The following is a 20,260-nucleotide window of genomic DNA, read 5'->3' as shown; positions in this document are numbered from 1 at the left end:
ATTTACCTAATCAGTTCGTTTTTTTGCACGAGGGTGAGTGTTGTCGTACACCTTGGCTAAATGTTGAAAATCTAAATGTGTATACACTTGTGTAGCCGACAAACTGCTGTGCCCTAGTAACTCTTGCACGGCGCGTAAATCACCAGATGATTCTAAAATATGTGACGCAAACGAGTGGCGTAGCTTATGTGGGTGAACCTGCGAGCTAATGCCTTGTTTTATTCCCCACTCTTGCATGCGTAGGCGCACTTGGCGAATCGAAATACGGTTTTTTTGGCTACTTAAAAATACTGCTATTTCATCGGGCTTTGCAAACAGAGGGCGTATTGTGAGCCATTTTTTTAATGCGTCTAACGCTTTTTTGCCCACCGGAATTAATCGCTCTTTATTACCTTTACCACGCACTAAAATTTCACCATTGGCAGCGCTAATATCTTGCATGTTAGCGCCAACTAACTCGCTTATACGCAGCCCTGATGAATACATTAACTCCATCATTGCTTTATCTCTAATTGCGAGAGGTTCGTCGTCGGGTATTTCGAGCAAGCGTGCCATTTGATCTACATCGAGATTCTTAGGTAGGGGCTTTGCAAACTTAGGGCCTTTTATACCTATAGCCGGATTATGGTAATGCGATTGCTCGGCAATATTTTTTGCTTTTAAAAACTTATATAAGCTGCGAATACAACTGAGCTTTAAGCTAATTGTACGGCCACTTAATTGTTTTGATCGCAGTGCCATGCTGTAGCGGCGAATATGTTCGCCTTGTACGCCAAACCAGTCATCACATAGTTTGCTAAAATATAGGGCTGCAAAGCCAAGTTGGCTTACGTATTGATTAACTGTGTGCGCTGAATATTGTTTTTCAAACTTTAAATAATCGCTAAATAGCGTTATGGGTGTACGCCAGTGGTCGCTTAGCGCGGTAATATTAGGCGCATCGTCACTCATGCTAGTTTTTGTAACCGCAGGTGTAATGCGTTTATAAAGTCGAGCACAAACAGGTTATCTTGCGCGGGCTCAAAATGGTTTACGTTATTGCTACCAAACGCCAAAATAGCGATAGGGTGCTTGGTGTCGCCAATTAAATAAATAGCGACGGATTGTGTATCTTCACTAAATAATTGTTCGCACTCTTGTTTATTAATTCGCCCTAAATAATGCCCAGAATGGCTAAGGCGATGCGCAATAAGCTCGTCGTACTCGGGATTATATTTTACTAATTTGCAGTCGTTAACATCTTCACTTGAGCAGATTATATTGCGTAGATTATTTGCAAGAGTATCAAAATCGTCATGATTCCAAAGCTGGCGATGACATTGGCTAAACAAACGATATACGAGCTCGTTTTGCGTTGCATGCTTGCTCATAGCGTCTATTTGGCTTTTTAAAAGCGTGTTGTGCTCGCGTAATTGACGTTGCTGAATATGTACCAGCGACGTTGCACCTTGAGCTTGCAGTTGCAGCTCAAGTTGTGCAAGTAGCTCAGGGTGATGAACTAAAAAGTCAGGATGTTGCTGTAAGTAATCAATAACCTGCTCTGTACTTAGCTCGCTCATAGCGCTACTTGTCCGTCGAAAACATGCTCTGCGGGACCAGTCATGCGTACCGGATGACCTTCACCACTCCAGCGCACTTGCAAAGTACCGCCCGGCAAATCTACTTGAACGGTTGTTGATAATTTATTTTGCATATGACCAATCACCATTGCTGCACACGCACCTGTGCCACAGGCTAGGGTTTCGTTAACGCCGCGCTCCCACACTCTTAGCTTAATGTGTTCTTGCGATACAACCTGCATAAAGCCAATGTTCGCTTTTTGCGGAAAGCGTTCGTGGTTTTCGAGTAATGGACCCAATATATCAACTTGCGCGGTGGTTACGTCGTCAACTTCTAGCACGCAATGTGGGTTACCCATAGATACCGCGCCACTAAATACAGTGTGTTCTTGCGTTCTAATAATATAAGTAAGCTCGCGTTTGCTGGCTTTTAACGGAATTTTACTTGGCTCAAAATTAGGATGGCCCATGTTAACAGTTACTTGACCGTCTTTTTCTATGTAGAGCGTTAAGTTGCCCGACTTAGTCGATACACTAATTTTGTGCTTGTTAGTAAGGCCTTTCATGCGTACAAAGCGGGCAAAACAGCGTGCGCCGTTACCGCATTGTTCTACTTCGGTACCATCGGCATTAAAAATTCGATAATGAAAGTCGAGATCAGGTGAATATGGTGCTTCAACCATCAGCAATTGGTCAAAGCCAATGCCAAAGTGGCGATCTGCCAGTTTTTTGATTTGATCTCGCGACAAAAAAACATTTTGTGTAATGTTATCAATCACAACAAAGTCGTTACCTAAGCCGTGCATTTTGGAAAAATTAACTAACATAGCGCTCTAATTCGGTTTTGCTCTGTGCTAATCATGCCACAGAGCAGCTAGTAGACAAAAACGTTTATGGTAAAACTTTCTCACCTTGATAAAGGCTTTCAATAGTTTCACGTTCGCGAATAAGGTGATGCTGCTGACCATCTACCATTATTTCTGCAACACGCGGGCGCGAGTTGTAGTTTGAGCTCATTGTAAAGCCATATGCCCCCGCACTTCGTTGTGCAAGTAAATCGCCTTGTTTGAGTGCAAGTTCGCGGTCTTTTCCTAAAAAGTCGCCGGTTTCGCACACCGGACCCACAATATCAAAGTTGTGAGTAGGTGTTTCGTCGTCGCGAACGGATACCGGAATAATTTTTTGCCACGCTTGATAAAGCGCAGGGCGAAGCATGTCGTTCATACCTGCATCTACAATGGCAAAAAATTTGTCTTGGTTTTGTTTAATAAATTCAACTTGAGTAACCAAAATACCTGCGTTAGCTGCAATTGCGCGTCCTGGTTCAAAAATAAGTTCAAGATGTTTGTAGTTAGCTAAGCGTTCGGTAACTTGCGCTGCATATTCACTTGGGTGTGGTGGTTGCTCGTTGTCGTATGGCACGCCTAAACCGCCACCAATATCTAAGTGGGTTAGCTCAATACCGTTGGTTTTTAGCTCATCAATAAGCGTCATTAATTTATCAAGGGCTTCTAAAAAAGGTCTAACTTGCGTTAATTGAGAGCCAATATGGCAATCGACACCAATTACTTTTAAACCAGGTAAAGCCGCTGCTTGTTGATAAACACTCACTGCTGTTTGAATATCAATACCAAATTTATTTTCTTTTAAACCGGTAGAAATATATGGATGTGTTTTTGCATCTATGTCTGGGTTTACGCGAATAGAAATAGGCGCTTCTAGGTTAAGCTCGCAAGCCACTTCAGAAATACGCTCAAGCTCAGACGCCGACTCTACATTAAAACATTTAATGCCCAGTTTTAATGCGTAAGCTATTTCGTCAGACGTTTTAGCCACGCCTGAAAAAACCACTTTAGAAGCATCGCCTCCCGCTTTAATTACACGCGCTAGTTCGCCTTTAGATACAATATCGAAACCCGATCCTAAGCGCGCTAATATATTAAGTACGGCAATATTTGAGTTTGCTTTTACAGCGTAACATACCAAGCTTTTATGATTTTTAGTGGCGTTAGCAAATGCTAAGTAATGGCGCTCAAATGTAGCACGCGAGTATACATAACACGGCGTACCGTATTGCTGCGCTATGCTTGCTACGCTGACGTCTTCGGCAAATAATTGGTTGTTTTTGTAGTTAAAATAATCCATTTATTGCTCCTGACTTTGCGATGTTTTAGCTTGCTCAGCGGTAGTGGCTGGTTTAGCTGTATTTTGAGGTTGGTTTTGCTCTGTTTGTTGCTCTGGTAAATATAACGGACCACTTTGTCCGCAGCCAGCTAAGGCGCTTAACAGTACAGTGCTTATTAATAGTCTTTTTAATTGTAAGGTATGTGTCGCTTTCATTAGATTAATACGGTTGCTGGCTTTATAATCGCAGAGTAACAGAATATCTAAAAAATGCAGCTATTCGCGGATGATTTTATTCCTGTTACACTAGCTGCATACTTTTAAAGCTAAAACGTACCCAATATTAGGCGGCTCGCCTGCAAAGGAAATAACAATGACTGAACACGAATATCACCAATTAGCCGAAGCTCTTATGTTCACTATTGAAGAGCAGGTTGATGATTGCGAAGCTGATTTAGATTATGAATCGGCACAAGGTATTTTAGAAATTATTTTTCCTGATAAAAGTAAAATAGTGATCAATAAGCAAGCACCTCTTCATCAAGTATGGGTTGCGACTAAGTTTAACGGACATCATTTTGAAATGCGTGATGGGTTATGGATTGATAACCGCTCTGGCGCTGAATTTTGGGCGTTTATAAATGAAGCCTCAACTCGCCAAGCAGGCCAAGAAGTTAAGTGGCAATCATCACTATGAGTTTAGAATTTGTAGAATATGCAGCCCAAAGTGAACACAAAGCAACGGTTATTTGGTTACATGGTTTAGGTGACTCTGGGGATGGTTTTGCGCCAGTAGCCCCGCAGCTAAATTTACCAAGCGAGCTTGGTATACGGTTTATTTTTCCGCATGCGCCAGTGCAACCGGTCACCATAAATGGTGGTATGGAAATGCGCTCTTGGTACGATATTAAGTCTATAGAATTAGATAAGCGTGCCGATGAACAAGGCGTAAGAGATTCTGCTGCAAAGGTAGAAGAGTTAATTAATAAAGAAATTGCTAATGGCATTCCTGCTAATAAAATAATTTTAGCTGGTTTTTCTCAAGGTGGTGTTGTGTCTTTGCATTTAGCGCCGCGCTTTGAGCAAAAGCTTGGGGGTGTTATGGCGCTTTCTACTTATATGTGTGTGCCACACAAATTTGCTGATGAAGCAAAGCATTCTGATTTAAACGTATTTATGGCTCATGGTAGCCAAGATAACGTTGTACCGCACAGTGCGGGTAGAAATGCGTTTGAAGTATTAACAGCACATAACATGGATGTAAGCTGGCAAGAATATCCAATGGCTCATCAAGTTTGCGCAGAAGAATTGCAAGCTATTCGCCAATGGTTAATTGCTCGTTTAAGCTAATTTTGGAACCGCTGAGGTCAATATGAGTCAAAAAATAGTTATAAAAGCAAATGTTAAACGCGAATTACAACAGAGCGTACCAACGGTAAGCTACGAGTGGAATTGGCGTCGTATTGTGAGTATTGCTATGTTGGTATTAATGACCTCTGCAGCAGTTGTTTATGGCTTAACCACCTCTGTTAATGCAGAGCAAGGTGAGCACCCAAATGAGCAGGAGCAATTCTTAAGTTTTAGCAGTAACGCTGAAAACCAAACAAGCGATGAGGTAATGGATGTTGAGCCTCAATCATCAGTAAACAATACCTCAGCTGAGTCTGCAGAGGTAACTCAAGCGAGTATTGAACCTTTGTTAGCTGAGCAAAATGAGACACAACTAAACATTTCAAGTAATACACCTGCCGAAGTAGACCTTGTAAATAATCCCCCGGCTTTGTTGGCTAACAACGATATTGTTACTGATCAAAGCGAAAGTATTAATACAGAGTTAAACTCAAACCTTGATAATGATGTGCAAGAAGAAACCGCAGAAGCCCAAAACGTAACTGAGCCTGCTAGTCAAAGTGACTTACTTTTAGAGTTAGAAAGTGATGATGGCGCATTGAGTGGCACTGAAGGTTTTTCCTCTACAGCACATGTGGCAAGTGTGGCATTGGGCGCGCAAATAGACACTGGTAAAATTAGTCGTGCGGTACTTACTCGTAAAGTAAGTAAGCGTGAGCCTACTAATGTGTTTGCTGCTGATATTAGGTTAAGCCAGTTTGAGGAAGGGTTATCGTTTTTTAGCGAGATTAAAAACCTTCAAGGCCAGCAAGTTAAGCATGTTTGGTCGTTTGAAGGTGAAACGATGGCTGAAATTACACTTAATGTTACTTCGCCTCGTTACAGAACGTATTCAACAAAAAATATCATGAACACACAAACAGGTCATTGGCGTGTTGATGTAGTTGATGAGCAAGGTAATTTAATTGCCCAAAAAGAATTTAGAATTTTAGCTGACTAAAACTGGCTAAACGCAGTAATTAATTGGATACCCCTATGACAGAAAAAACAAAATTAGTACGCATCGCAACGCGCAAAAGCGCCCTAGCACTTTGGCAGGCCGAATTTGTAAAAGCAGAGCTTGAGCGTTTTCATGCAGATGTGCACGTAGAATTAGTCCCAATGTCGACGCAAGGGGATATTATTTTAGATACACCATTGGCCAAAATTGGCGGTAAAGGCTTATTTGTTAAAGAACTAGAGCAAGCCATGCTAGATGGCCGAGCTGACATTGCCGTACATTCTATGAAAGATGTGCCAGTAGAGTTTCCTCAAGGGCTAGCACTGCATACTATTTGTGAGCGTGAGGATCCACGCGATGCGTTTGTATCAAACAATTTTGCTAATTTAAGTGCCCTACCACAAGGCGCTATTGTTGGTACTTCGAGCCTGCGCCGCCAGTGCCAAATTAAGGCACTTCGCCCTGATTTAGATATTCGTGATTTACGCGGCAATGTAAATACGCGTTTAGGTAAATTAGATGACGGCCAATATGATGCTATTATTTTAGCGGCTGCAGGGCTTATTCGTTTAGAAATGGAGTCGCGTATTGCTGACTACATTGAGCCAGAAGTGTCATTACCAGCAAATGGTCAAGGCGCTGTAGGTATTGAATGTCGTATTGATGATGAAGTAACCAAAGCATTACTTGCACCACTTGAGCATACACAAACACGTATTCGCGTAAACGCAGAGCGTTCGATGAATCGCTATTTAGAAGGTGGTTGCCAAGTTCCTATTGGTGCTTATGCATTGGTTGATGGCGAACAAGTGCATTTACGTGGTTTAGTTGGTGCTGTTGATGGCAGCGAAATTTTACGTGACGAAGTAACGGGCCATGTAAATGACGCAGAAAAACTAGGTATTGAGCTTGCTAAAAAATTACTAGCTCAAGGTGCAGACAAAATATTAGCTGAAGTTTATAGAGACGCATAAATGACACATATTCTGATAACTCGGCCCGAAGGAAAAGGCGCAGCCCTTGCACAGCAACTTGAGCAAGCGGGTTATCAGGCGTCTTTATTTCCGGTATTAAAAATAACGCATTTAACACCCTCCAGCACTGAGCTTAGTCCACTATTAAATGCAGATAAAATAATATTTATATCGCAAGATTCAGTCAGTGCACTTTCGCAATTAAAACCAGATATAAATACCAAAGCGCAGTTTTATGCGGTTGGACAACAAACAGCCGATGTTATATATGAGCAATTTGGTGTGCGCGCAGCAGTACCAAAGCAGTATGATTCAGAAGGGTTACTTGCGCTTAAATCACTCGCCGAGGTGGATGGCTGTAATATAGTATTAGTTAAGGGCCAAGGTGGCCGCCCTGAGTTAGCTAAAACGCTCAAAGAGCGCGGTGCTTTTTTAAATAATTGTGTTGTGTACAAACGTGAACCGACAGAGAGTATTACCTCTAACTGGACAGACCACTGGAAAAGCCAGAATGTACACGGTATAGTCATAACAAGTAATGCAGCAGTTGATGCTATATTTAAAAGCCTTACTGCACACCAACTACAATGGTTACAACAGTGCCGATTTTATGTTGCCAGCGAGCGTATAGCCGCTTATTTAAAGCTGCAACAGGTAAGTTCGGCTAATATACACATTGCAGCAGGGGCTAGCGATAATGCTATGTTTACCTGCATAAATCAGCAAGGTAGCAACATGAGCGAACAGTCAAAGCCAGTAACGGCAGAAAAAGCCACACCAACAATAGCTAACACGACCTCTGCTAAATCAACTAAGCAAGAGCCTACAGCTACAAAAAATACGGCAGACAAAAGTAAACAAAAAATAAGTAAGGTTGCAGTACTTGCGCTTCTTATTTCGTTAATTGTGGCCTCTGGTGTTGGATACGAGTTTTATCAAAAATTAAATGCTGGTAAGGCGCAAAACCTAGCCGTTAATGAGTTAAGCGAGCAAAATAAGTTACTCACCCAGGAGCTGCAAGCACTTAAATCGGCGCAATCTAATTTGCAACAAGCGCTGTTTAATAGTGAAGAAAAAGTTGCCGCAGCCCTAAATGAAAGTGCAGTTCAAAATCAGCAAGAACTAAAAGCGGCTTTGCAAAAGGCGCAGCAACAAGGCTCATCGTTAAACCCGCAAGAAGTAACCAGCTTACAGCGTATGGCTGAGTTTAAACTATGGGCTGAAAAAGACTACCAAGAGACTAGTGCTGTTTTAAAGCGCTTAGATGGATTACTTAGTGAGCACCCCGGAACTGTTGAAGTTCGCCAAGCGATTATGCAAGATATACAAACACTTGATAGCCTTAAACCTGTTGCAACAGAGGCTATTTATTTACAGCTAAACAGTGTACTAAGCAGTATTGACGACTTAGTTTTTAATGCGGTTAATTTACCAGAAGAAGCAGCTGCAATAGATGAAAATGCTTTAAGTGGTGACGTGAGTGATTGGCAGCAAAACTTGAGTAATAGCTGGAATAAAATTGTGGATAGCTTTATTACTATTCGTCAGCACGAAGGTGTTTCCATTGAGCCATTACTTACGGATCAAGAGCGCCATTTAATAAATCAACGAATCAAGCTTAATATAACTCAGGCACAAGATGCACTTATGAGTAAGCAGGCAAGTATTTTCTTTAGCGCCTTAAGTGAAGCAAAACGTTTAGTTGGTGAGTACTTTAAGCAAGACGATGATACAACAAAAACGGTACTTAAAGCGTTGTCTAAACTTGAAAAAGAGCAGCTAAACTTTAATCCAAAAGTAACCTTAAACAGTACACAAAAGGTTAAGGAGTGGGCGCAATGATAGGGCTAATTATTTTAATTGTAGCTATTGTTGTTGTACTAGCGGTTACTCCATTCGTTCTAGATGAAAAAGGTTATGTACTTATTTCATTTAACAATACGACGATAGAAGGCACGATAGTATCGTTTTGTATAATGGCAGTCATTACCGCTGTTGTTTTATATTTAACATATAAGTTAATTCGTTATTTATTATCGATTTATCATAATACTAAGCATGGCTTTTTTGCACGTAGCCAAGAGCGCAAACAAGCAGCTATTGAGCAGGCTCTTTGGAGTGCTATTAATGATGATTACGAGCACGTAGAACAGGCTTTATCGGGTAATAGCGTACCAGATAAGTTTGAAGATATTCGCTTAGCATTACTTGCAAAAGCAGCGCTTGCTAATAATCAAACAGATAAAGCACTTGAGCGTTTATTTGAAATAAGCCCAGAGCATCAATTAAAAGTAGCAAAGCTATGGTTGGCAAGTGGCGATAGTAGTGCGATTGAATCACAAATGCGTATTAGCGCAGAAGCTAAAAAAGCCACCGCACTTGAGTTAAAACTTTATGCAGAAGTATTAGTACAACAACAACACTTTAGTGCGCTGGAAGACTTTTTGCCGCGTTTACTGCGCAAAAAAGTACTTACTGATGCACAGTGGACGCAGTTATTTAGTGCTTATTTTAATGCGTTAGATGCAGACAAGCTGAGTGAGAAATATAAACAGCTACCGAAAAAGCTGCAAGCTCATGCCCACACCGCATATTTAATGCAAATGGCGCAAGCAGGTCAATTGGCTGTTATTGAAAGTGACTTAATTAAGATGGTTAAGCATAGTGAGCAACACTTAGAGCTTGCAAATATATTAAGTAAAGCAACAGCAGCCGATGCAGCTAAGTTGCAAATAAGCATTCAAGAACGCCTTAAGAAGGATGATTCAAATAATTCACTATTACTTGCGCTAGCTTGCCTTGCTAATGCTAAGGGTGATTATGACTTAGCAGCTAGAATATTTGATAAAGCACTGAATAGTGAAAATAAAAAACAGTTCTCTGAACAAGCTGTGTTGAGTTATAAAAATAGTGCACAGGCAGAAAAGGCGCTCGTTTTATATCAATAAATGACTACACTATAACTACTTAGCATTTTTTGTAGTTCAGGAGCACAAGCTTTGAGAAAGTTTTTAATATTAACCCTTAGCTTGGCTTGTGCTTACTTCTTTACAGGATACTTTAGCAACTCACTTCTTTCTGTAGATGGCTATGCGGTCGCCTCCTGGCCGCCCTCAGGAATTGCTTTAGCGAGCTTTTTAATTTGGGGACGTAAGTCATTTATTGGCCTTATTATTGGGGCTTTTTGTACTAACTTAATTCACCTTGAACACACCGTAGATATTTTTCATTTTATTGTGCTTTTACAAGCTATAGGCATTACTTTAGCCTCTGTTTTACAGGCTTGGATTGGCCGACAAATTATAGTGAATGTTATAAAAGCGCCGTTGGATTTATCCTCTTTAAAACACAGTGTTCAAAGCTTAATAGTAGCGGGGCCAATATGTTGTGTTATTGCTGCAGGTGTAGGAACAAGTTTATTAGCATTGAATAATGTGATTCCGACCAATGCTATTTTTGATAACTTTATAGCATGGTGGATTGGCGACAGTATTGGCGTACTTATATTTACACCTTTAGTACTCGCCGCTTTTAATTACACACAAGTACGCCACCGTATGTTGGTAATTTTACCCTCGCTATTAATTTACATACTGATCAGCGTTAGTTTTTATGGCGCTGCTAGTGTTAAAAAAGAAAAAGATATTCAAAAGCAAGAAGCCAAAATACTTTCTGTGCAAAATGCTATAAGCCAAAAGCTCGATGGTATTACTGCTCATTTAGGCTTATTAGCTACGTTTTTTGCTAGTAGTAGTGACGTGGATTTTAAAGAGTTTAAACAATTTACTTCAAAGCAGTTGGACTACAGCCAAGAAATTCTAGCTTTTGAATGGATACCTTATATACCAGCAAATAAACTCGCAGATTTTGAGACACATGAAAATCCAGCCACAGGCAAACCTCTATATATAAAAGAAAAGTCACTAGATGGAGCTTGGCAACCTGCAGGTACGCGTAGTAATTACTTTCCAGTAAAGTACGTATATCCCTTAAAAGGTAATGAAGATGTTTTAGGGTTTGATTTAGCTTCTAGTAAAGTAAGAGGTGCAGCGCTTAGCAAAGCGAAAGAGCTTAATGAACTTGCACTAAGTGAGCCAATTAATTTGGTCCAAAATACAGCCGAACACGGTGTGCTTTTTTTATATCCTGTTTTTGGAGAGTCCTCTACCGAAGATGATTTTCAAGGCTTTGTGGCAGCGATTGTCAGCCTGAAACGCTTATCGCAAACACTATTATTTGATCACAACAACTCAATTTCAGCTAGTTTTTTTGACACAACGATACCAGGGAAAAAGCAGGCAATTTATATTGCAGATACCGCTAATTTGCAAGCGCTATTTAAAGAATATCAATTGTTGATTGGCAAACGTATGTGGCAGGTTGAGTTATATGAGCCAATAGTTAGAACGTCTTGGTTAGTATATTGGCTTGCACAAATAGTAGGTATGTTGTTTGTGTGGTTACTGATTACATTTTTGATTTCAGTTACTGGTACAAACATACAAATTCGCGAACAAGTGGCCAAGCAAACACATACACTACGCAAAGAAAAACAAAAAGCAGATGAAGCGAGTCATATAAAGGGGCAGTTTTTAGCAAACATGAGCCACGAAGTCCGCACCCCTATTAACGGTATAAAAGGGCTGCATTATTTAGCGCTCCAGCAAAACGATTGGCAACAAGCTAGAAGTTACATAGAGCAAGCAGATGGGGCACTGGGTGTTTTACTGAGGGTATTAAACGATGTGCTCGACTTTTCAAAAATGGAAGCAGGCAAGCTAGACTTAATGCAAGAGCCTATTAATGTAGCGAGTTTAGCGGATGAAATGCTTAATTTACTTCAATTTGAGGCTGATATTAAATCAATAAAGTTAAGTCTCGATTTTGATAAAACATCAAATTTGGTCATCAATACCGATCCAATCCGCTTAAAACAAGTGCTGCTGAACCTGCTCAATAATGCGGTTAAATTTACAGGGGAAGGTGAAATCACTCTGAAAATTTGGCAGTCGAAAAAAATGACTTATTTTAGTATTAACGATACGGGTATTGGTATTAGTAGCGAAGCACAGAAACAATTGTTTAAACCGTTCGCGCAAGCTGATAGCTCAACCTCACGTCAATATGGTGGTACAGGCTTAGGATTAAGTATTTGCAGAAAACTAGTTGAGTTAATGGGTGGTGCAATTGATTTAGTTAGTTATGAAGGTAAAGGCTCTACATTTACATTTAGTTTGCCGCTAATATCGCCTTTACCAAAGGCAGAGCAAATTCAGCAGCAATACAACGAAATAGACGTAAGTACATTATCATTTACAGGCTATAAATTACTTTTAGTAGAAGATAATCCACTTAATCAGCATGTTGCTAATGCTATTTTAAAAACGAAAGGCTGTATTGCCGACATTGCTAACGATGGTTTTGAGGCCATAGAAAAGCTAGCCGAAAATAGCTACGACATTGTTCTTATGGATATTCAAATGCCAAAAATGGATGGACTCAAAGCAACAAAAGTAATTCGTCGTGATTTAGAGTTAATTGATTTACCCATAATAGGGCTATCGGCGAACGCCCATGACGAGGACGTTAAAAAGGCACTAGCCTGTGGAATGAATGGTTATATCACCAAACCTATTGATGCAAATACGCTTTTTAAAACTCTTTGGCACCACTTATCAGGAAAATAAGCTGTATCATTTTTTTGCACAAAAAGCAGACATATGACCGCTAAAACTTACCGCAAATCATATAGACTTGAAAAATAACTGTATCTGCGTATCATGCGCGCAAATTTAACTAAACTGGGTTGCTATTATGATCAATAGAAAATTACCTTTGCTAGATATTCACCGCCATTTAGACGGTAATGTACGTGCGCAAACCATATTAGAACTTGGTCGACAGTTTAATATAGAGCTACCTGCAGATAACGTTGAAGCATTAATCCCTCATGTTCAAGTTATTGATCCTGAACCAAACCTCATGGCTTTTTTACAAAAGTTAGATTGGGGAGTTACTGTGCTTGGCGACTACGATGCGTGTAGACGTATCGCAATTGAAAACATTGAAGATGCACAAGCACAAGGTCTTGATTATGTGGAGCTTCGATTTAGCCCTTACTACATGGCACAAAGCCAAGGTTTACACCCAGAAGGCGTTGTAGAGGCAGTTGTTGATGGTATTAAATCAGCAACAAAAGGCGCAAATATAAAAGCTAACTTGATTGGTATTTTATCGCGTACTTATGGCGTAAAAACGTGTCAAAAAGAGCTTGATGCATTACTCGCATTTAAAAATGATTTAGTTGCTGTTGATTTAGCCGGTGACGAAATTGGCTTCCCGGGTGAGTTGTTTGTAGAGCACTTTAAACAAGTACGAAATGCGTATTTAGCTTCGACTGTCCATGCTGGAGAAGCACTTGGTGCTCCAAGTATTTGGCAAGCAATTAATGAGTTGGGTGCGAGCAGAATAGGGCATGGCGTTAAAGCAATTGAAGATCCAAAACTAATGGATTATTTACGCGATAACCGTATTGGTATTGAGTCATGCTTAACAAGTAATATTCAAACCAGTACAGTAAACGATTTAACTAAGCACCCACTTAAACAGTTTTTAGATCATGGTATTTTAGCGTGTATTAATACTGATGATCCTGCGGTTGAAGGTATTGAAATTGAGTATGAATATACCGTTGCTGCACCTAAAGCAGGCTTATCTCAAGCTGATATGGAAAAAGCCCAAAAAAATGCTTTAGAAATAGCATTTTTAAGCGATGGCGATAAAAAAGAACTTTTAGCACTCGTTAGCGCACGTTAATGTAAGAGCATTAAAAATGCCGCTTTATATAAGCGGCATTTTTGTATCTGCAATTTAGTGTGTTTGGCAGCTTATGTAATTATCGTAAAGTGCTTTAAGTACATCTGCTCGGCTGATCATACCGATTACTTTAATACCCTCTACAACAGGGTAGTTTTTTGGTTTACCAGGCTGCATCTGCTGTGCAAGCTCAATAATGTTGGTATCGCCGCTAACGGTCACTACCTCTGTTTGCATAAGCTGTGATACTTTAACCATCCCATCACAAAAATAACTGCTTTGCGTAAGTGGTTTTAACAGCTCTTGCTCTGATATAAATCCAACTAAGCATTTATCTTTATCAAATACTGGTGCGCCAAGTAGTTTAAATTTTTGTAGTTCTGCTATGGCTGTCGTCATTTCTGTATCTGGTGTGATATTTGGCAATTTGCGTTGCATAAAATCTTTTACTTTTGTATTTAGCATTTGGGTCTCTCCCGCTGATGTTCTATACAAAGTATGGTTTATAGATAGAGATTTAGGAAATTGTTTATATTGATGGAGTTGATAGGTTTTAACTATTAAATGTTTGTTGTTATAAAAATAAAGGCACCGATTAGGTGCCTTTATTTATAACTGAAAGTAAATTTCAATTATTTGATAAATGCGAATGCATCTGCGTACATGTTTTCACGAATTGCACCATGAGTAATAAAGTCATCACGGACAATACCTATCATGTCAAAACGACCTGCCATATAAATATCGTATGGTTCTAGTGACACAATATCTTGCATTACTGCTTTGTGTACATAGCCAGTGTGTCCTTGCCAATTAGCAGATGGATTTTCTACTACAGGAATAAACTTAAAGTTCTCATGGCTATCTGCCCATGTTTGCATTTCTGTATGTGCGTATAAAGCAGATTCTTCTTTTACGCCCCAGTAAAACAACACAGGACGGTCGCATTTTATTTCAGCTAAATGATCAGCCATTGATTTTGCGTATGAAAAACCAGTACCACCGGCGAGTAAAATAATAGGGCGCTCACATTGCAGGCGCAACTGTGAAATACCCAAGCCAGCTTCAATGTCTACTAACTGCCCTGTGGTATGGGCGTTTCGTAAATGCTCTAACGATTGCATTGCATACGAATCGGCACCTGAGGCGCCAATATGCAGTTCTATTGCATCGCACTGTGAAGGGCGACTAGCTATAGAAAAAGCACGTTTGTCTTTTTCGCCTAATACGAGTTGCATGTATTGGCCAGCTTCAAAGGTCACCGGTTGTTGTGGCTTTAAAATTACTTTATGAACAAATTCTGTAAGTGGGCTGATAGCTACAACTTCAGCTTTTAATGTTTGCATTTTTTACCTTTTAGCAGCGCTTGTAACAGCAGATACGCAATCGAATAGCTCGATTCTAGCATATCTGCAGGGTTATTTTATAGCCTGATATGTACTTACATATAAACACTTAAACAATATTAAGGCTTTCCCAAATATCATCTACGCGGTCTTTGGTGTCTTTATCCATAACAATAGGCTCGCCCCATTCGCGGGTGGTTTCGCCAGGCCATTTATTGGTAGCATCCATTCCCATTTTTGAACCAAGACCTGAGACTGGCGATGCAAAATCGAGATAATCAATAGGTGTGTTTTCTATTAATGTTGTATCACGCGCTGGATCCATTCGGGTTGTTATAGCCCAAATAACATCTTCCCAATCGCGGGCGTTAACATCGTCATCGCAGACGATGACAAATTTGGTGTACATAAACTGACGTAAGAACGACCAAACTCCCATCATCACGCGCTTAGCATGGCCTGGATATTGTTTTTTCATTGTTACAATCGCCATACGATATGAGCACCCTTCAGGCGGAAGGTAAAAGTCGACAATTTCAGGGAATTGCTTTTGTAGTATCGGCACAAACACTTCATTAAGTGCCACACCTAAAATAGCAGGCTCATCAGGCGGACGGCCAGTAAATGTGCTGTGATAAATAGGATCTTTACGATGCGTTAAGTGAGTGACCGTCATTACTGGAAAGTCATCGACTTCATTATAGTAACCGGTATGGTCACCATAAGGGCCTTCTGGCGCCATTTCACCAGGCATTATGTAACCTTCAAGTACTATTTCTGCACTGGCAGGGACTTGTAGGTCATTTGAAATAGATTTTACAACTTCGGTTCTGCTGCCACGTAATAAGCCAGCGAATGCATATTCGCTTAGAGTGTCAGGTACAGGCGTTACAGCACCTAATATAGTGGCAGGATCGGCACCTAATGCTACTGATACAGGGTAGGGTTGCCCTGGGTTTTCTTTACACCATTCTTGAAAATCAAGCGCGCCACCACGATGTGACAACCAGCGCATAATTATTTTATTTTTGCCTAATAATTGCTGGCGATAAATACCTAAATTTTGGCGCTTTTTATAAGGCCCTTTAGTAACTGTAAGGCCCCAAGTAATTAATGGCGCTGCATCACCTGGCCAACAATGCTGAATAGGTAATTTAGTTAAATCTACATCATCACCTTCTAAAACTACTTGTTGGCAAGGCGCTTTTTTAACTTCTTTTGCAGGCATATTAAGCACTTGCTTAAAAATAGGTATAGCGCCTAGAGCTTCTTTAATACCCTTTGGTGGATCAGGTTCTTTTAAAAAAGCGAGTAGCTTACCCACTTCGCGAAGCTCACTAACATCTGTTTGGCCCATGCCCATTGCTACGCGTTTTGGTGTACCAAATAAGTTGGTAAGCACCGGCATATCGTAGCCTTTTGGGTTTTCAAATAATAACGCAGGACCTTTTGCACGTAAGGTGCGATCAGATATTTCGGTCATTTCAAGATACGGGTCGATTTCTTGGGTGATACGTTTAAGTTCGCCTTTTTTTTCAAGCAAATCGATAAAATCACGTAGATCTTTATATTTCATTGTGGGCCGCTATTAAGCAAAAGAGTTAAAGTATTATACCCATTTCATGCAAGGCAAGTCATTACTTGCACTTAAAACTTAAAGCGCTCTACGGCACTCGTTAAAGAGTGTGCAAGTTGGTTTACGTCTTCACTTTCGCTTGCTAGGGTTGTCGCGTTTTGGGCATTCAAGGTTGCTTGCTCTGTCACCTTTGCCATTATTTGTTGAATGTCGCCACTGTTAGTCAATTGCTCATGTGATGCATGAGCAATTTGCTCACTCATCTGATTAACAGACAACAATGTGCTTTTAATACGCTCTACGGCTTTATTTAGTTCAGTGCTGTTTTTAACACATTGCTTGGCTTGGTGTTGGCCATCAGTAATGTGTTCTTGAGTTGTTTTAGTGTGTTGTTGCAATGTTTGGATCATGGTGTTTATTTCGCTAGTCGAGGTTTGTGTACGTGCAGCTAATGATCGAACCTCATCAGCAACTACAGCAAACCCGCGTCCGTTTTCACCCGCTCGCGCTGCTTCAATTGCAGCATTAAGTGCAAGTAAGTTAGTCTGCTCGGCAATGCTACTAATTGTTTCAACAATGGCTTCAATAAGCTGAGTGTACTGTGCGAGCTCTTCTGTGCTGCCTACTGCTTTATCAAGACGCTGTAATAAAGTTTCTATACTTAGACTATTTTGATTAGCAATCTCGTTTACATCATTTGCAAATTGCGATGCGTTTGTTATTTCACTTGATGTTTTATCTGCTTGTTCATAAACCGCTTGTGAGTTGATTAGCATATTTTGTGCAAGCGATGTTGCCTGCGCGCTTCGCTCTAACTGCTGTTGTGCAACAATCGTCATTTGCTGACCTTTTTCACTGGTTTTAATAGCGCTGCGGTCTAGCTCGTGGGCGTCACTACTAATTGCACCAATTAGATTAGTAAGGTCTTCACTGAGTTTATTTATGTTATTTAGTAAAGTACCAAATTCATCCTTACTACGTGGGTGGCTTCGCTTTGATAAATCACCTGAGGCGATTCGGGCTAAATCTCGGTTTACTTTTTTAAGCGGTTTTAGCATTGCACGCGTTGTAAAAATAGAGATGGCGATAATCAATATAATTAAAACAATCGTAATAATTACTACAGAACTAATCCCTGTATTTATGGCGGCCTTTGCATTAGTTTGTAAGGCATTAAAGCGCTCATCAGCCAATTTATTAAGTTCAATAAGCTGACCTTCTGTTGTTATAAATTGCTGTTGAAAGTGTTCAAAATTTTGAGCCGCAGCAATAGCACTTTTGAGTACTTTATTTTGTTGGGCGTAAATTCCTGTATCGTTGTTAAGTAACTCTCTTAATTGATTAAACTTAGCTGTTAAATTTTTAGCATTAAACGCATTATTAAAAGGTAGGGCTTGTTGCTCTAAATAGGTGAAATTAGGTTGGATGTTATCTAGTAGAAATAGGGTATCTTGCTGATGGCTATTTAAATCATTGATACTTGTAGTTTGAGTAATGCTTTTTATATTATTACTTAAGTTAAACAATAAATCGTCTATACGGGTCGCTGTTCCAAACATAGCATTAAGTAATGCCTGCTGTTTTACAGGCACTTCTAAAAGTTCTATATCAAGTAAGTTAGAACTTAAATTGTAAAGTTGCTCGTTAAACGTTGCTGATAATTCTATGGTGGAATTTTGCGCTACAAACTTACGCTCTTTAGCGCTAAACATTGCGACACTTACTTCAGTCAGTTGCTCGAAACCTGCGTTGGTACTGGTGAGTAAATTTTGCATTGTTATTTGTTGATTTAGTTGAGTGCTTAACGAATTGAGCATATCGCTAAATTGTTGTTGCTCAACTTGCGCCTGTTTTTTATTTTGTTGAAGTAAATCAAGGTTTGCTTGGCTGTAAGCTAAGGCGTTAAATTTGGTAATAGACAGTAATGATAACCTTAAATCTTTGCTGAACTGTTGTACCGGAACCGCTAATTTTTCGGTTCGGGTATTGTTAACGCTAATTTTGTTTAATGACCAATAAAAAAATACACTACTTGTTAGCACCAATATGCCAATGGCTGTAAAGGCTAAAATTATTTTATGTTTGATCGCAATTGAACGCATAACTTCATCACAATAATGAGTCTTTAATTATTGTAGCATTATTGTAGCATTATTGTGGTTTATTGGTTGTTTTTATGTTAAACCTTGGTGCACTGTCTTTTTTTACCTGCAATGATTAACATGGCTTCATTGCCCTTACCCCAAAACAGTACCTCTTCACTTATATATTTATTCCCTGATGCACTTTTTTCGTGATTAAGTACATGCACTTTATTGTTAAAGATAAGTTCGGCTTCAGAATTATTAATAATATTGAGTTTTACGCTCTCATCATCGCATTGGTAAGCAGTACTGGTTTTTAAATCACTACATGCGGTTAAGCTTAGTAAAATAGCGATTAATGCTAAATATACTTTCATTTTTCCTCCCATCTTCTTTAAACGTTAGTTAAAACACAGGGCAAAATTTTAATCTAATGTAAGAATAACAAAGCAAAATTAACCGTTGGTGAAAGTAGCGCTTTAAGTTATGTTTATAGCAATATTTCTTGAGCTCGGAAGCTTTATGGCAGGCACTAACCTTTTAACGTTATTAGATGATATAACCACTTTACTTGATGACATTGCGACAATGAGTAAGGTAGCAACAAAAAAAACAGCGGGTGTATTAGGCGATGACTTAGCGCTCAATGCACAGCAGGTTACAGGTGTAGCAGCAGAGCGTGAATTACCGGTTGTTTGGGCTGTGGCAAAGGGCTCATTTTTAAATAAAGCGATACTCGTACCCGCTGCTTTATTAATAAGTGTATGGCTGCCTTGGTTAATAACACCGCTTTTAATGATGGGTGGTTTGTTTTTATGTTTTGAGGGAGCTGAAAAAGTATTTGCTAAGTTTTTGCCTCATAACAGTGAAGCGGTAGACGAGGGTGAGAAATTAGATTTAGTTGAGTACGAAAAACAAAAAATAAAAGGGGCAATAAGAACCGACTTTATTCTTTCTGCCGAAATTATTGTGATTACTTTAGGTACTGTGGCAGGTGCTACATTGCTTAATCAAGCTTTAGTGCTTTGTGTTATCGCAATTATAATGACTATTGGTGTTTATGGCTTAGTGGCAGGTATTGTAAAACTGGATGATGCCGGACTTTATTTACTCAACCAATCAAAGGTAACAGCTAATAGATTTAAAGAATTACTTGGGAAAGGCTTACTCGCAGCAGCGCCTAGGTTGATGCAGTTTTTAGCATTTGCGGGCACCATCGCGATGTTTTTAGTAGGTGGCGGGATTTTAGTACATGGTGTTGAGTTACTGCATCATACTCAAGTCGATGTAACAAACTATGCCCAATCTGTTGCTGGCGGTACAGGAGAAGTATTAGCTCCTCTATTGTTTGATGGTTTGCTAGGCGTGATTGCTGGCTTAGTTGTTGTGCTTATACATGTAGGTTATACAAAGTTATTTAAAAAATAGTTC

Annotated in this window: 19 protein-coding genes; 9 read left to right on the top strand and 10 right to left on the bottom strand. The window is 39.8% G+C overall.

Features of this window, described 5'->3' with window-relative positions; genetic code table 11:
* Positions 1-6: 6 nt before the first annotated feature.
* The 5 genes from QT16_RS05460 to lptM all read right to left on the bottom strand — a co-directional run bounded on the left by QT16_RS05460 (position 7) and on the right by lptM (position 3,899).
* Positions 7-951, bottom strand: coding sequence for a tyrosine recombinase XerC (locus QT16_RS05460; RefSeq protein WP_039486886.1), 945 nt, complete (start codon positions 949-951; stop codon positions 7-9).
* Entirely contained in the window at positions 948-1,559 is a 612-nt protein-coding gene (locus QT16_RS05455) for a DUF484 family protein (RefSeq protein WP_039486884.1), read from the bottom strand. Before QT16_RS05455 ends, QT16_RS05460 begins: the two co-directional genes overlap by 4 nt.
* Positions 1,556-2,386, bottom strand: coding sequence for a diaminopimelate epimerase (gene dapF / locus QT16_RS05450; protein ID WP_002960987.1), 831 nt, complete (start codon positions 2,384-2,386; stop codon positions 1,556-1,558). Before dapF ends, QT16_RS05455 begins: the two co-directional genes overlap by 4 nt.
* A 64-nt stretch (positions 2,387-2,450) precedes the next feature.
* Positions 2,451-3,704, bottom strand: a complete 1,254-nt coding sequence (lysA, locus tag QT16_RS05445) for a diaminopimelate decarboxylase (RefSeq protein ID WP_039486881.1) — start codon at positions 3,702-3,704, stop codon at positions 2,451-2,453.
* Complete coding sequence (gene lptM / locus QT16_RS05440; protein ID WP_002960981.1) at positions 3,705-3,899, bottom strand: LPS translocon maturation chaperone LptM; 195 nt, start codon at positions 3,897-3,899, stop codon at positions 3,705-3,707.
* Positions 3,900-4,056: 157 nt separating this feature from the next.
* On the opposite strand from lptM, the gene cyaY reads away from it, so the two are divergent.
* The 8 genes from cyaY to add all read left to right on the top strand — a co-directional run bounded on the left by cyaY (position 4,057) and on the right by add (position 13,823).
* The gene (cyaY, locus tag QT16_RS05435; protein WP_002960979.1) at positions 4,057-4,380 is read left to right on the top strand and encodes an iron donor protein CyaY; all 324 of its coding nucleotides are present in this window, start codon (positions 4,057-4,059) and stop codon (positions 4,378-4,380) included.
* Entirely contained in the window at positions 4,377-5,033 is a 657-nt protein-coding gene (locus QT16_RS05430; RefSeq protein WP_039486876.1) for an alpha/beta hydrolase, read from the top strand. The genes cyaY and QT16_RS05430 overlap by 4 nt, the downstream gene beginning before the upstream one ends.
* 22 nt (positions 5,034-5,055) lie before the next feature.
* Entirely contained in the window at positions 5,056-6,033 is a 978-nt protein-coding gene (locus QT16_RS05425; protein ID WP_039486874.1) for a DUF2914 domain-containing protein, read from the top strand.
* Between the two features lie 35 nt (positions 6,034-6,068).
* Positions 6,069-7,007: a hydroxymethylbilane synthase gene (hemC, locus tag QT16_RS05420; protein WP_039486871.1), complete on the top strand. Its 939-nt coding sequence runs from the start codon at positions 6,069-6,071 to the stop codon at positions 7,005-7,007.
* Positions 7,008-8,849, top strand: a complete 1,842-nt coding sequence (locus tag QT16_RS05415) for a uroporphyrinogen-III synthase (RefSeq protein WP_039486868.1) — start codon at positions 7,008-7,010, stop codon at positions 8,847-8,849.
* A complete protein-coding gene (locus QT16_RS05410; RefSeq protein ID WP_039486866.1) occupies positions 8,846-9,955 on the top strand; it encodes a heme biosynthesis HemY N-terminal domain-containing protein in 1,110 nt (369 codons plus the stop codon). Before QT16_RS05415 ends, QT16_RS05410 begins: the two co-directional genes overlap by 4 nt.
* 51 nt (positions 9,956-10,006) lie before the next feature.
* Positions 10,007-12,694, top strand: coding sequence for a CHASE domain-containing protein (locus QT16_RS05405; RefSeq protein ID WP_039486864.1), 2,688 nt, complete (start codon positions 10,007-10,009; stop codon positions 12,692-12,694).
* Between the two features lie 127 nt (positions 12,695-12,821).
* Positions 12,822-13,823 (top strand): adenosine deaminase, encoded by a 1,002-nt coding sequence (gene add, locus QT16_RS05400; RefSeq protein ID WP_039486862.1) that lies wholly within the window; start codon positions 12,822-12,824, stop codon positions 13,821-13,823.
* Positions 13,824-13,877: 54 nt separating this feature from the next.
* On the opposite strand, the gene QT16_RS05395 is transcribed toward add, so the two are convergent.
* The 5 genes from QT16_RS05395 to QT16_RS05375 form a co-directional block, all read right to left on the bottom strand.
* Positions 13,878-14,288 (bottom strand): CBS domain-containing protein, encoded by a 411-nt coding sequence (locus QT16_RS05395; protein ID WP_024605928.1) that lies wholly within the window; start codon positions 14,286-14,288, stop codon positions 13,878-13,880.
* Between the two features lie 167 nt (positions 14,289-14,455).
* Positions 14,456-15,169, bottom strand: coding sequence for an NAD(P)H-flavin reductase (gene fre, locus QT16_RS05390; RefSeq protein WP_002960960.1), 714 nt, complete (start codon positions 15,167-15,169; stop codon positions 14,456-14,458).
* 109 nt (positions 15,170-15,278) lie between these two features.
* Positions 15,279-16,745, bottom strand: a complete 1,467-nt coding sequence (ubiD, locus tag QT16_RS05385; protein ID WP_002960958.1) for a 4-hydroxy-3-polyprenylbenzoate decarboxylase — start codon at positions 16,743-16,745, stop codon at positions 15,279-15,281.
* 71 nt (positions 16,746-16,816) lie between these two features.
* On the bottom strand, positions 16,817-18,847 hold the full coding sequence (locus QT16_RS05380; protein WP_039486855.1) for a methyl-accepting chemotaxis protein: 2,031 nt from the start codon (positions 18,845-18,847) through the stop codon (positions 16,817-16,819).
* Positions 18,848-18,924: 77 nt separating this feature from the next.
* Positions 18,925-19,206 (bottom strand): MliC family protein, encoded by a 282-nt coding sequence (locus QT16_RS05375; protein WP_024595167.1) that lies wholly within the window; start codon positions 19,204-19,206, stop codon positions 18,925-18,927.
* 145 nt (positions 19,207-19,351) lie between these two features.
* Between QT16_RS05375 and QT16_RS05370 the strand changes: the two genes are divergently transcribed.
* Positions 19,352-20,257 (top strand): DUF808 domain-containing protein, encoded by a 906-nt coding sequence (locus QT16_RS05370; RefSeq protein WP_039487027.1) that lies wholly within the window; start codon positions 19,352-19,354, stop codon positions 20,255-20,257.
* Positions 20,258-20,260: the final 3 nt, after the last annotated feature.

The sequence above is a fragment of the Pseudoalteromonas distincta genome, assembly GCF_000814675.1.
Taxonomy (GTDB): Bacteria; Pseudomonadota; Gammaproteobacteria; order Enterobacterales; family Alteromonadaceae; genus Pseudoalteromonas; species Pseudoalteromonas distincta.
Note: the sequence above shows the minus strand (reverse complement) of the source record. Positions and strands in the feature narration are given on the sequence as shown.